Genomic DNA, 13204 nt, shown 5'->3' with positions numbered 1-13204 from the left:
ATTTGAAAGAAATGAAAAATAGGCAGCATTTAAGTAAAATGGTCTTCGGATTTATAATTCCGAAGAAAAAACATTCTTATTTCAAGGACTTTTTAAATTGTGCCGGTGTTATTCCTTTAATTTTCTTAAAGGCTGTGTAAAAAGAAGAATTAGATTTAAAACCACATTCATTTCCTATAGCTTCTAAAGTGAGTTTATCATTAGATTGAAGCATATTTTCGGCAGAAGCTATCCTATATGTATTCACATAATTAGAAAAGCTAATTCCTAAATTGTCATTAAAATATTGAGAAAGTTCATGGGGTTTTATGTTTAATAAGCTCGCTACATCCGAAAGCTTTAAACCTGGGTTACAATGGATTTCTTTTTCTTGAAAAAGAGTTTTCAACTTACTATCTATAGATGTTGCTTTACCAGTATCAATTTTTTTGTTAGCATATTTAACAGAAGGTGTAAGAAAAGATAATGCACTTTTTCTACGTTTAAAAAACCAAATTATGACCGTAATATAAAATGTAAACGAAAAAGATAATGCTCCTACAATGTAGGATGTATAGGTAGTGGTATTATAGGCTAACCAAATTAGAAATCCACCAACTACAATATTAATAATCCAAAAATCTAGTGTTGTAATTTTTTCTGTTCTGGAAAAAAGTTTTTTAAACGAACCTTTTGCTTGATATATCGCTAGCATGACATAAATGGTCCATTGTGATAATAATAGGATACCAAATATCCCAGGAGGTATTCGTCGCCATAATCCTGAATATGCCCTGTATGGGTATAAAATACCGATAACAATCATAAAAATAACAACCGGAACTACATGAATCAACCAAGCCCATTTACCAATACTATCTGGTTTGATAGCTATTTTGATATATAAGTACAAAAAAGGACCAATAAGAAAACAAGCTGTTAATCCTACACTTACAAATGCAGAAGATGTACCAGGGTAGAATGTTAAAAAAACAGATTTGGTAACTCGTACACTGATCACAAATAGTAAAGCTGCAAGAAAATAGGTTGCTTTGTTTTTATTTTTAATAAAAAAGGCAAAGTATAAGCTTAAAAAAAGACCATTAAAAGCTCCTAATGCACTAAAGAAAAATAAAAGTTGATCCTCGAAATTCATTTTCTGATGCTCTTGATAGACTATATGATTCTTACTCGTACTTTTTTCTTTTTTAAGCGAGTATTGTTTATTTTTCCGACAATTGTTTCAGCTTTTGTTTTCGGTACAGCCACAAAAGCACAATCATGTTTTAATTCTATAATACCCAATTCATTCTTCTCTAAACTTCCTTGTTTAAAGAATAATCCAGCAATATCTCCTTTAGAAATTTTATCTTTTCTTCCTCCAGAAATGAATATAGTAGCCCATTGCGGGGTTATTTTGGTGAATCCATCATTAAGTTTTACGATTTGTGATGTCTTTATAAATTCTGGTAAATACTCATCTGTCCATTGTAATACATAGGCAGTTCCTTCTGCATTCATTCTTGCTGTTCTACCATTTCTATGAGTAAATTCTTCAGCTTTTAGTGGTAATTGATAATGAATAATATAATTTAACTCAGGAACATCTAATCCTCGTGCTGCCAAATCAGTAGCAATCATGATTTGATGTGTTCCATTTCTAAACTTAATAAGTGCTCGTTCTCGTTCAATTTGCTCCATTCCGCCATAAAAACAGCCATGAGCAATATTATTCTCATCTAAAAACTCACTAACAAATCGAATAGTATCTTTAAAATTACAGAATATAATTCCTGGTTTATTTCCAATATGACACAATAAATCAACTAGGGTTTGTAGTTTATTTTTATCTGGAGATACTACTTTTTTTATCTCTAAATTAGAAATTTGAGTATCTAAATAATCAATAATTATCTCGTTCTTTAAACCTACAAAATCAGGAATCTCTATGTCCTGAGTTGCAGAGGTTAAAATACGTTTTTCTAAATGTGTAAGATTAGCTAATATTTCACTCATTTCCTTTTCAAAACCGATTTCCAACGATTTGTCAAATTCGTCTAACACCAAAGTCTTTATATCCTCGACTAAAAATGTTTCACGCCTTAAATGATCCCCAACACGACCCGGTGTTCCTATAAGTATAGCCGGAGTATGATTAAGCTCTATTTTATCTTTGGCAAACGGCCTACCACCATAAACCACATTAGCCTTAAAACCTGATGCCATCTGACGAATCACCTGCTCTATTTGAATAGCCAACTCACGTGAAGGCACCAAAATAAGTAATTGTACATTGTCGCAATCAATACTTAAATCATTGATTGTGGGTAATAAAAAAGCAACTGTTTTACCTGTTCCTGTTGGAGACAATAAAACCGTGTTTGCAGCGGATGATATTGTTAAAAGAGCTTCCTCCTGCATAGGATTTAACGTTTGGATATTTAATTTTGATAAAATATCCTTTTGCGATTTAATACTATTCGCCATATCGAATTACTTATTCTATTTCTACTTTGTGGGTTTTGATTTTGAACTAGAACTACTTGTTTGCGCCAAATAATTTGCCAATACCTTTTCTATTAATTCATCTTTTGTTAAATGATGAAATATTGTTTTTACCTCTGTTTTAAAATCTTCAGATACATTATGATTGGGCTTTGTTTTAAATATTTTTCTTGCCCACAAAAGCCCATTATTTTCTTCAATACTTTGACTATCTGCTTTTTTAAATTTATTGAAAACAATTCTCAATACATCTTCAAAATCTGCAATATCTTCTACTTCTTCTTGTTGTATTATTGTTAACGATAGTCCCTTTGCTCCTGCTCTAGCAGTACGACCACTTCTATGTACATAAGCTTCGTAAGTATCGGGCAAATGATAATTTACAACATAAGAAATCTCTTTAACATCAATACCACGAGCGGCTAAATCCGTAGCCACCAAAATATGAATTGATCCGTTTCTAAATTGTTCCATAGTACGGTCACGAATACTCTGAGCATAACTACCGTGTATTGAACCAGAAGAAAATTTATTGATTGCTAAGTTTTTTGCCAACTTATTAACTGCGGCCTTAGTTTTACAAAAAATAATTCCCCTTTCACCTTTTCTAGAATTTAAAAAATGAAGTAATACATCCAATTTTTCAATAGGCTCTACAACTACATATTGATGATCTATACCTTGATGTCCTAATGTAGTCATATCTGCCTCAACATGTACCACATGTTTAGACATATAATTTTGAACCAATTGTTTTATAGTACCCGGCATTGTAGCCGTAAATAATAAAGTTCTTCTAGATTTTGGCACCTCTTTTATTATGCTGTCTAAGCCCTCTTTTAAAGCACTGACCATTTCATCGGCTTCATCCAAAACAAAATAAGAGATATTTTTAATGTCAATCGCTTCTCGTTTTACCAAATCTACCAAACGGCCTGGTGTGGCTACAATAATATGTGTATCTCTTTTTAAACGCTCTATTTGAGGTTTTATAGGTACACCTCCACAAATAGAAGCAATAGAAATTTCAGGAATATTATCTGAAAAAGAAATTAAATTGGAATAAATTTGATTACCCAATTCTCTAGTTGGAGCTAAAATTACAGCCTGTATATTAGTTTTTTCTACGTTAATAAGTTGTAATAAAGGCAAGCCAAAAGCGGCAGTTTTACCTGTTCCTGTTTTTGCTAAAGCTACTACATCATCTTTTTGATTTAATATAACAGGGATTACTTTCTTTTGAATATCTGTAGGTACAGTTATTTGCAAAGCGGATAAGCTTTGTTGTAATTGCGCATTAATACCAATCTCAGAAAATTGTTTTGACATAGAAATATTTTTGTGCAAAGATAGCTACTACTTCTAGTATAATAGCCGCAATAGTAATTTTTTAGATGTTTTATTATACCTATATGAATTGTTACCTTTGCACGTTCACACTATTATTAGAAGATTTGCAGCAAATAAAAGCCTACCTAGATCAAATAGCCACCATATCTACAGTAGATTGGGATTTTTTTACTTCAAAATTGCATCGCAGGGTGATAGAGAAAAAAGAAGTGTTTTTAAAACTTAATGATATAGAAAATACAATATCCTTTATTGAATCAGGTGTTGTACGCTTATATATTCCTAAAGAAAACCCAGATAAAGAAATTACGTTTGGCTTTAGTTTTAAAGATCAGTTTATTAGCGCGTATGATTCTTTTTTAACTCAAAAACCATCTGCATATCAATTACAAGCACTTACAAAAACTACTATTTTAAGTATTAGTTATGCTGATTTACAAGCGGTTTATAAAACCACACAAATAGGAAATCTCATTGGTAGATTAACAGCAGAGCGTTTGTTTTTGATAAAATCTAAGCGCGAACAAAATTTATTAAATCTTACAGCAGAGGAGCGATATTTAAAATTATTTAAAGAACGTCCAGAACTCTTAAAAGTGATTCCTTTAAAATACATCAGTTCTTATATTGGTGTTACTGCCCAAGCGTTAAGCAGAATTAGAAAACGCTTATAAGGTGTAATTTAATTGATCTAGGTTCATTGTTTGACTCATAACATCAAATTATCTTTGTAAAAAAAAGTTATGACGATTGTTATTTTCGTTTTGGTACTTTGGTATGGAAGCCTGTTTTTTCAATCTTTCTTTTTGCATCGATACGCTGCACACCAAGTATTTACCATGTCTAAAACTATGGAACGGATTACCTTTATTTTAACCTGGGTTTTTCAAGGTTCAAGTTATTTAAGTGCATATGGTTATGGTATTATGCATCGCATGCATCATGCATACACAGATACTGATATGGATCCACATTCTCCATCACATGATCCTAATTTATTTGCAATGATGTGGAGAACAAAAACAATTTATCAAGATATTAACAAACAACGTATCGTAATTGAGCAACGTTTTACCAAAAATGTTCCGCAATGGAGAGGATTTGATATGTTTGCAAGTTCTCGCTTTTCTAGAGTACTTTGGATTACGCTTTACATTATATTTTTTGCATACTTTACCACTTCATTATGGCAGTGGTTATTATTACCCATAACTTTTTTAATGGCCCCTATACATGGCGTAATCATTAATTGGTTTGGTCATATTTATGGCTATGCAAATTATAAAATGAAAAATACGAGTAAGAATCTTTTTCGTTTTGATTTTTTAATGATGGGCGAAGGTTATCATAATAATCATCACAAACACGCTAGCAGGGCAAATTTTGGCGTGAAATGGTACGAGATTGATATCACATATTTGATTATAAAACTACTTAATACTTTTGGTTTTATTAGATTGAAAACGGTTACAGTTAAGGAATAATTGTTATCTGGTATATACTACAATAAAAAGTATTGATATTAAAATCAATCATTTTTGGCTTTAAATCGTAATTCTCCCGTTTCAATACCAATAGCAGTTTTGGCAAGAATAGTAAATACAAATGCACCCAGTGCCCAAATACCCAAGGTAACACCTATCTCAATACCTGTTGGCATATATTCTGAAATTTTACCGTACGGTCCTGGAATAAAACCAGGTACTATCAATCCAAATCCTTTTTCGATCCAAATAGCTACAAAAAGCATAAAACAACAAAAGTATAATACTTTAAAATTGTTACGTAATGTACTAACCGTTAGTAACACCGTAGCCAATACATTAAGTGAAATAGCTGTCCAGATCCAAGGTAATAGTGCTGTTTTGCCTTCAAGTCCAAAAAATAAATAAATTGCACTTTCGCTATGATGTGTTGGTGAATAAAACTCCTTGAATAGTTCAGAAACTAACATAATGAGGTTGATTTGCGCGGCAACAGTAACAATAAGAGCAATCTTTTTGATCGTTTTATCCTCGATTTTAAAGGATGTGAACGTTCTTATAATGGCCAATACCAAGATAATCAATGCTGGTCCTGCCGCAAATGCTGATGCCAAGAATCTAGGGCCTAATAAAGCATTATTCCAAAATGGTCGCGCCTGTAACCCCTGATATAAAAAAGCAGTAACCAAATGAATACCCACTGCCCAAAATACAGAAAGAATGGCTCCAGGCACATATACTTTGGCATTAGCCTCTTTACCCTGATAATGTTTAAATAGAATATAAAACGGTATACTTATATTTATAAACAAATACCCATTAAGTACAATTACATCCCAGGCAAGCATCGAGTCCGGGAAATTAAATACTCCAATACCCGGAATCATATGCCATAATACCGATGGTCCTCCCATATCAGCAACAACAAAAGCCAAACACATTACTAATGCAGCAACCGCTAAGCCTTCGCCGATCAAGACAGCTTGTTTAAAATCAATATCTTTTAACACATAAGTCGGCATCACCAGCATAACTGCTGCTGCTGCAACACCCACCAAAAATGTAAAATTAGAAATATATAATCCCCAACTTACACGATCTGTCATTCCTGTTACTATAAGTCCTTCTTCGAGCTGTATTGAATAACAATACATCCCTGCTAACATTACAAATGTTAGAAAACCCATCCAGATAAGATATTTAATAGAGCCCCTAGTAATGATATCCAGACTATCTTTAACTAAACTTTTAAAAACTTTTAGTGTACTCATATTAACTATTATTTTGAATGAGTAAGGCTAATGCTTACCAGTAGTATACCCTTTAATACAATTCTTTTTAATATTGTAATCATTAATCCATAAAATACCAGAACTTAGGTTCTGTGCCTAAATCCTCTTTAAGTCTAAATACTTTTTTGTTTTCTAAAACCCAACGTATAGTACTCTTTGGGTCTAATAAGTTTCCAAAAATCCTTGCTCCTGTTGGGCAAGCTTCTACGCATGCAGGGTCTTTACCTGATCTAGAACGTTGTACACAAAAAGTACATTTTTCCATCACCCCTTTTTTACGCATTCGATTTCCTAAATAGTGTTGATTTTTATTAATTTCTTCTTCTGGTACTTCGGGGGTACTCCAGTTAAATCGGCGTCCATCATACGGGCAAGCTGCCATGCAATATCGACACCCCACACACCAATCGTAATCAATCACAACTAAACCATCTTCTTCACGCCAGGTAGCTTGTACCGGGCATACATCTACACAAGGAGGGTTATCACAATGAAAACACTGTGTACCCATATAAAAATGACCTTCAGCCGGTACTTCATGGTAATAATTATCATCTGCTTCATTAAACTTAAGTCCTTCTCCGTCTTTCATTTCGTGAATACGGATATATTGCATTTCAGAATTACGATCTTGGTTGTTTTCTTTTACGCAAGCATTTACACAATCCATATATCCCTGACATTTTGAGATATTAAAAGCATACCCAAAAAGTACATCCTTAACCGCATTGGTTGATGACATTTTTATATTTTCTCCTTTTCTTAGTTGATAAGAACGTACCAAACGATCAACAGTTCCTTTTTTCTCCTCATCTGTCATTAATTTGTAATTTCCTTTAAACTGTTCTTCCCAATCGATTTGCGCCTTTTCTTTACTATTTTCTCCTGTAGTAAGGCTACACGAAGAACTTACTGCACCAGCTCCTATCACTAAGCTTGCTGTTAATTTTCGGAATGCTGTACGACGATCCATTTTTACATCAAAAACTTGCTCAAAACCATCTTTTGTTCTTTCATCACCGATAGCAGCATCCACGGCAGCATCAAAATCCTTATCACTCATTTGATCTTGATTATTCGATCCGCATCCTCCTGAAGAATTACCACAACTACAAGACCCCGAAGTTTGTTTGGTAGCACTATTCATATTCAACTTAAAATATTTACCAATCCCACTCATATCTTTGTCTTTTTATTAAAAATCATAATAAGATATTATTAGATTATTCTCGTTCTTTTACTTTCTGGGTGTTAAATCTTGAAGGCCATCTGGACTCAATCTTAGGCTTGTGTGGGTTATGACAATTCACACAGGTCATTACTGCTCTAGGATTTGCCCATCCTCCTATATTTTTTCCGTGAGCTCCACCCTTCCAATCTTCAAATTGATTACTATGGCATTGAGCGCATAGTCGATAACTTTTATTAAAATCAATAGTCTTACCTGTCAAAGTTAACAGATGATCCATATTATTTCCGTTATGACAAGTAGCGCAATTCATTACTTCTTGATTGGCATGCTCCAACATAATATCCCAATGTGCTTTTTTTAAGGATACTTCTTTTAACTCTGTTAATGGTTTAGAATGACAATCAGTGCACGTATAGGATGTAATTTGACTTTTACGATCAGGAATCAAAAACGTATGATGACCTTCAGTTATTTCTACAGTTTTAATATCCCCTATATACGCTTCTGAAGAAATGGACACACCATTATATTTCTTGCTTTTCGCTTCGATTTTATCAGTCAGATGGTGATATTCATTTTCGTTATGCTTACAAGAAGAAAATATTATTAAAAAAATACAACCCAAGAAATATGTATAGTTTATTGTGTTCATTTTTTCAGACTTTTAGTTCTTACAAAAGTTTGTATTTCTACAAAATCACGCGTATCTGCTACATGACATTGAAGACAGTTTACTCTTTCGGGATGTGTAACTCTTATTTCTTTTGGCGCGGCTGGGCCAGCATGACAAGACAAGCAATTTTCTCTCATCTGAATTTGATGTGGTATCATCGGTGGACTACCCGGCAGAGCACTATTACTACCAACCGATGCTGTTATACTTTTATAAAATGTAGTTTCTCTAAAATTAGATGACGAATTTTGAGCAACATGGCATTGTTTACAATTAATCATTTCGGGATGTGGTGTTACTGGAGCGTAGGCATTAAATTTTTCAACAAAGCCACCATTTTGATGGCATTGTAAACAAGCCTTTCCTCCCATTCCTCTTTCTCCTTCTAATAAAAAATGAGGTATACTAGGTGGTGCTCCCGGATAAGCTCTATTGTCGTAATAAGAGTTTAATGATCGTTGATGTGCTTCATCAACAGGCATATTAAGATACTCTAAAGCAAACTGGGACCTTTCGAATACTTTCTTTTCTGAATATATGACAGGGCCTGAAGACTCTTTTTTAATCGGAATGTAAGCCTCTTCTAAACCTTTCTTATAGCTATACCCCCAGTTCACAATAAAACCAATGAATAAAAGTGTGAATAATAATATGATCCCCAAACGTTTCTTCATGAGTTATACTTTTTCAACTTTTACAGCACATTTCTTGTAATCAGGTTCTTTAGAAATTGGACAAAAAGAATCTAATGTAATATCATTAATTAGCATATTTTCATCAAAAAATGGAACAAATACTTGCATTGGAGCTGGAATACCTCGTTGATCTACAGATGCAGGCAATATAATTTCTCCACGACGTGTAGTCAGCTTTACACTATCACCATTTCTAATCTGCATGCGTTTTGCATCTTCAGGATGTAGCTCAACATAACCATGTGGCATTGCTTTATGCAAAACAGGAATCCTACGAGTCATAGATCCTGTGTGCCAGTGCTCTACAACACGGCCAGTGCCCAGCCAAAAAGGATATTCTGCATCCGGTTCTTCGGCTGCAGGCTCATATGGCCTTTGCCAAATAATTGCTTTACCATCAGGTTTTCCGTAAAAGTGGAAATCTTTACCGTTAGAGCACGCAGGATCATATTTGGAGTTAAATCGCCATTTGGTAGATTTACCATCTACGTAAGGCCACAGTGCGCCAGGTTGAGATTTTAAAACCTCTAATGGAGCCATATTGTGTTTTTTACCAACATGGTGTTTTCTATATTCGTTATAAACTTCTTCAATATGAGTCTCTTCTTTATAATAGAATTGTTTCTCATACCCCATGCGTTTTGCCACTTCAATTAATTGCATGGTATCACTCATTGCTTCACCTGGCGGTTCTAACATTTGTTCAAAATACTGAGTACGTCTTTCAGAATTGCCATACATTCCTTCTCGTTCAATCCACATTGCCGAGGGTAAAATAACATCTGCAATATCTGTTGTGGGGGTAGGATAAATATCAGAAACAACAATAAAGCGCCCTTCTTTTTTTGCACCATCTCGATATCGCTTTAGTTTTGGCATTGAGACCATTGGATTGGTCACTTGTATCCACATAAAACGTATATCTCCTCTATCCAAAGCTCTAAACATTTCTACAGTATGATAGGTAGGCTTAGAAGGAATATTTTCTACAGGAACATCCCATATTTTGGCAGCAAATTCTCGATGTTCTTTATTGGTTACTACTCCATGAGGAAGTTTATGAGTTAAGGTTCCCACCTCTCTAACAGTACCACATGCACTAGGCTGACCTGTTAATGAAAAAGGACTATTACCAGGTTCAGAAATCTTGCCAGTTAATAAATGAATATTATAAACCAAATTATTCATCCAGGTTCCTCGAGAATGTTGATTCATCCCCATGCACCACAATGACATTACCTTTTTATTTGGATCTCCAAATTGAGCTGCTAAATATTTAATATCTTTTACAGTTACACCTGATATTTTGGAAGCCTTCTCTGGAGTATAATCTTCTAGAAAAGTTTTATAATCTTCGAAGTTTATTTTTTCGGGTTTATCAGTAAATTTATAACCATCTTCCAACCCATACCCCATATCAGTAAGTCCCTTACTAAAATTACAATGCTCTTCGACAAAAGATCTATTCATCCAACCATTGTGTACTATTTCATAGCAAATTGCATTAGCTACTGCCAAATCCGTTTGAGGTTTGAATAAAATGGATCTATCGGCAGCCATACTGGTTCTAGTAGTTCTCGTAGCAAAATCAATAATCTTCACTCCTTTTTTAAGGCGTTGATCTAATAATCTAGAAAACAGTACCGGATGCATTTCTGCCATATTATTACCCCATAGTACAAAAGTATCGGCATAGTCAATATCCTCATAGCATCCCATTGGTTCATCTAGACCAAAGGATGTTAAAAACCCTGTAACTGCCGTTGCCATGCATAACCTGGCATTAGCTTCGACATTGTTGGTTCCTATACATCCTTTAAACAATTTTGAAGCTACATATCCATCAGGGATAGTCCATTGTCCCGAACCATAGATAGATACCGCGTCTTTACCGTACTCTTTTATGGTTTCTTTCATTTTGGACGCTATCAAATCCAAAGCCTCCTTCATAGATGTCTCTACATATTGACCGTTTTTTTTAATTAAAGGCTTGGTTAATCGATCTTTACCGTATAGTGCAATAATAGAATGGTATCCTTTTACACAACATAATCCTTTGTTTACTGGGGATTTTGGATCTCCTTTTACAGCAACGGCTTTTCCATTTTCTGTACCAATTAAAACTCCACATCCTACACCACAAAATCTACAAGGAGCTTTTTTCCAATCAAGATTACTTCCATCAGGAATACCTCTTTCTTGTTCGTCGGCAAATAAAATCCCAGGAAACATTGCTGCTGCTGCTGTCATAGCAGACAACATTGCCATTTTCTTTATAAATTTCCTTCTATTGGTCATGGAAGTATACATAGAATTAGTTGTTTTGTGGAGTATTAAAACCAGAAACCATAGCAAGTAATTTTAAACTCTTAATGGCATCTAACTTTTCTTTTAAAATAGCCTCTTCTGCTTTATTCTCTGTTTCGGTTATCAAAATGAGAACATCTTTATTTTGGGCAGCCATGATTTCACATTGTTCTATAGTAGATAAGGCTTCGATAAGATCTTCTTTTTTATCCTCATGCGGGTGGGCTAAATAACTTTTGATAGGCATGTTTCTGGTTTAAGGTTCGATTAAATAGTATCTAGAACTGATAACTTATATTTCTTTCTTAAAAAATCTAACTTTTAATATAACATCCTTATTATAGGACTATTAAGGTACTAATTTTTATTCATTTTCCTTTTTAAAATCTGCCCTAAATAGCTTAGGGTTTATGATCAACTGTGCCCAACCCCAGTTATTGATATTATCATGAGGTCTTCCTCCTTTAATAAGACTCATATTTTCTGAGGCAAACATGTGAGAATACCCTATATTTAATTTCACATTTTTTATGAGTTGTTGTTTAAACACCAAATCCACTTCGGTTCCTAAGTATTTATCTGCATTTCCTATTAAATCTGCATTAGCCATAAAATAATGTACCTTAAAAAGTAAACTAGATTTCTTTCCTGTGGTAAAAACTACTTTAGCATATAGATCATTTAAACCTACATTATTTGCATGATTACCTACATAGAAGTAATCCATATATCCATTAAATTTATGGTTAGTACCATATAGAGGGAAAAAGGATTTGTTCTTATCATCACCATCTTGATCTGTACCACTTAAAAACTCTACTCCTAAACCATATAAGATTTTCCCTGGTTTATAAATAGCTTCTAAAGAGATTTGATATGCACTTAGATCTGTATTAGCATCTGATTTTCCGAATTGATAATAAGCGCTTCCGGTAACATTAATATCTCTTACAGGAAATGTAAAATAGGAACCGGTAGTTTGCCTATAAAAAACTCCATCAGGTTCGTCATTATTAATACCTTTGAATTTTTGAAAACCTGTATTTAGAAATAAAAAACTTGCGGATCTTTTTCCCCATTGTTTTTTGAGGTAGCCATACTGCATAGTTTTGTAAGTAAAGAAACCTTGGATATTAAATAGGGTACCTTCATTGGATTGCCCTTCTTGATTAAAAGCAGCTCCGATATCTGTTTTAAACGTTTCATTTTCATATTTAATCAGTGCCGCGTCATGAAAGCGACCTTGCATAGCCCAGTCTAATCCGCCGAAAATACGTTGATCATCATATGAAATTACTTGACGTCCTGCTTTTAGAGACCAATTTGAGTTAAGGAATATTTGTCCCCAAGCCTGAAATAGTGAAAAGGAATCATTACCATCATTAATTAATATTTGGCGCGTATCTCCCCATGTACTTACATCTTGTACACTAATAAATATTTTAAGCTTTTCTTGCTTAAAACCAATATTGAGTCGAGAACGTTGTGTAACAAAAGCTGCAGGATCGGCATCATTAGGAAATAGATTATTAAAACCATGTAGATATTCAAACCGTGATCTTAAATCTGCATCAATATCTAATTGAGCGTGGACGGTCGCAAAAAATAATACGAAGAATGCTTTAACACTTAGCCTAATAAGTTTCATGTAAGATGAATTTATGACTACAAATGTTACTTAATAATACCTTTTATAATATGATATTTATCAGCTTTTAAATCATTCA

Annotated in this window: 12 protein-coding genes; 2 read left to right on the top strand and 10 right to left on the bottom strand. The window is 33.7% G+C overall.

Annotation, left to right across the window (positions count from 1 at the left end; genetic code table 11):
• Nucleotides 1–76 precede the first annotated feature (76 nt).
• From DK508_RS11825 to DK508_RS11815, 3 genes are read right to left on the bottom strand one after another with little or no spacing between them, the layout of a single operon-like run.
• Nucleotides 77–1135: an AraC family transcriptional regulator gene (locus tag DK508_RS11825; RefSeq protein ID WP_109300967.1), complete on the bottom strand. Its 1059-nt coding sequence runs from the start codon at nucleotides 1133–1135 to the stop codon at nucleotides 77–79.
• A gap of 20 nt (nucleotides 1136–1155) precedes the next feature.
• On the bottom strand, nucleotides 1156–2466 hold the full coding sequence (locus DK508_RS11820) for a DEAD/DEAH box helicase (RefSeq protein ID WP_109300966.1): 1311 nt from the start codon (nucleotides 2464–2466) through the stop codon (nucleotides 1156–1158).
• Between the two features lie 21 nt (nucleotides 2467–2487).
• The gene (locus DK508_RS11815) at nucleotides 2488–3813 is read right to left on the bottom strand and encodes a DEAD/DEAH box helicase (protein ID WP_109300965.1); all 1326 of its coding nucleotides are present in this window, start codon (nucleotides 3811–3813) and stop codon (nucleotides 2488–2490) included.
• 125 nt (nucleotides 3814–3938) lie between these two features.
• On the opposite strand from DK508_RS11815, the gene DK508_RS11810 reads away from it, so the two are divergent.
• Nucleotides 3939–4508, top strand: coding sequence for a Crp/Fnr family transcriptional regulator (locus tag DK508_RS11810; RefSeq protein WP_109301331.1), 570 nt, complete (start codon nucleotides 3939–3941; stop codon nucleotides 4506–4508).
• A gap of 69 nt (nucleotides 4509–4577) precedes the next feature.
• Nucleotides 4578–5318 carry an acyl-CoA desaturase gene (locus DK508_RS11805; RefSeq protein ID WP_109300964.1) on the top strand — a complete coding sequence of 247 codons (741 nt, stop codon included), beginning with the start codon at nucleotides 4578–4580 and terminating at the stop codon, nucleotides 5316–5318.
• Nucleotides 5319–5362: 44 nt separating this feature from the next.
• Here DK508_RS11805 and dsrP read toward each other — a convergent pair whose 3' ends face one another.
• The 7 genes from dsrP to DK508_RS11770 form a co-directional block, all read right to left on the bottom strand.
• Entirely contained in the window at nucleotides 5363–6589 is a 1227-nt protein-coding gene (gene dsrP / locus DK508_RS11800) for a sulfate reduction electron transfer complex DsrMKJOP subunit DsrP (protein ID WP_109300963.1), read from the bottom strand.
• Nucleotides 6590–6671: 82 nt separating this feature from the next.
• Nucleotides 6672–7790, bottom strand: coding sequence for a 4Fe-4S dicluster domain-containing protein (locus DK508_RS11795; protein ID WP_109300962.1), 1119 nt, complete (start codon nucleotides 7788–7790; stop codon nucleotides 6672–6674).
• Nucleotides 7791–7833: 43 nt separating this feature from the next.
• The gene (locus tag DK508_RS11790; protein WP_109300961.1) at nucleotides 7834–8454 is read right to left on the bottom strand and encodes a cytochrome c3 family protein; all 621 of its coding nucleotides are present in this window, start codon (nucleotides 8452–8454) and stop codon (nucleotides 7834–7836) included.
• On the bottom strand, nucleotides 8451–9149 hold the full coding sequence (locus tag DK508_RS11785; protein ID WP_109300960.1) for a multiheme c-type cytochrome: 699 nt from the start codon (nucleotides 9147–9149) through the stop codon (nucleotides 8451–8453). Before DK508_RS11785 ends, DK508_RS11790 begins: the two co-directional genes overlap by 4 nt.
• A gap of 3 nt (nucleotides 9150–9152) precedes the next feature.
• On the bottom strand, nucleotides 9153–11480 hold the full coding sequence (locus tag DK508_RS11780; protein WP_109300959.1) for a molybdopterin-dependent oxidoreductase: 2328 nt from the start codon (nucleotides 11478–11480) through the stop codon (nucleotides 9153–9155).
• A 4-nt stretch (nucleotides 11481–11484) separates the two neighbouring features.
• A complete protein-coding gene (locus tag DK508_RS11775) occupies nucleotides 11485–11724 on the bottom strand; it encodes a hypothetical protein (protein WP_109300958.1) in 240 nt (79 codons plus the stop codon).
• 117 nt (nucleotides 11725–11841) lie between these two features.
• A complete protein-coding gene (locus DK508_RS11770; protein WP_109300957.1) occupies nucleotides 11842–13125 on the bottom strand; it encodes an alginate export family protein in 1284 nt (427 codons plus the stop codon).
• Nucleotides 13126–13204 lie beyond the last annotated feature (79 nt).

The sequence above is a fragment of the Aquimarina sp. AU474 genome, assembly GCF_900312815.1.
In the GTDB taxonomy this organism is placed as follows: Bacteria; Bacteroidota; Bacteroidia; order Flavobacteriales; family Flavobacteriaceae; genus Aquimarina.
This window is presented reverse-complemented; position numbering and strand designations above follow the sequence as displayed.

Coding starts and splice junctions, on each gene's coding strand:
- DK508_RS11825 (WP_109300967.1), bottom strand. CDS start 1,135: ATGAATTTCGAGGATCAACTTTTATTTTTCTTTAGTGCATTAGGAGCT.
- DK508_RS11820 (WP_109300966.1), bottom strand. CDS start 2,466: ATGGCGAATAGTATTAAATCGCAAAAGGATATTTTATCAAAATTAAAT.
- DK508_RS11815 (WP_109300965.1), bottom strand. CDS start 3,813: ATGTCAAAACAATTTTCTGAGATTGGTATTAATGCGCAATTACAACAA.
- DK508_RS11805 (WP_109300964.1), top strand. CDS start 4,578: ATGACGATTGTTATTTTCGTTTTGGTACTTTGGTATGGAAGCCTGTTT.
- dsrP (WP_109300963.1), bottom strand. CDS start 6,589: ATGAGTACACTAAAAGTTTTTAAAAGTTTAGTTAAAGATAGTCTGGAT.
- DK508_RS11795 (WP_109300962.1), bottom strand. CDS start 7,790: ATGAGTGGGATTGGTAAATATTTTAAGTTGAATATGAATAGTGCTACC.
- DK508_RS11790 (WP_109300961.1), bottom strand. CDS start 8,454: ATGAACACAATAAACTATACATATTTCTTGGGTTGTATTTTTTTAATA.
- DK508_RS11785 (WP_109300960.1), bottom strand. CDS start 9,149: ATGAAGAAACGTTTGGGGATCATATTATTATTCACACTTTTATTCATT.
- DK508_RS11780 (WP_109300959.1), bottom strand. CDS start 11,480: ATGTATACTTCCATGACCAATAGAAGGAAATTTATAAAGAAAATGGCA.
- DK508_RS11775 (WP_109300958.1), bottom strand. CDS start 11,724: ATGCCTATCAAAAGTTATTTAGCCCACCCGCATGAGGATAAAAAAGAA.
- DK508_RS11770 (WP_109300957.1), bottom strand. CDS start 13,125: ATGAAACTTATTAGGCTAAGTGTTAAAGCATTCTTCGTATTATTTTTT.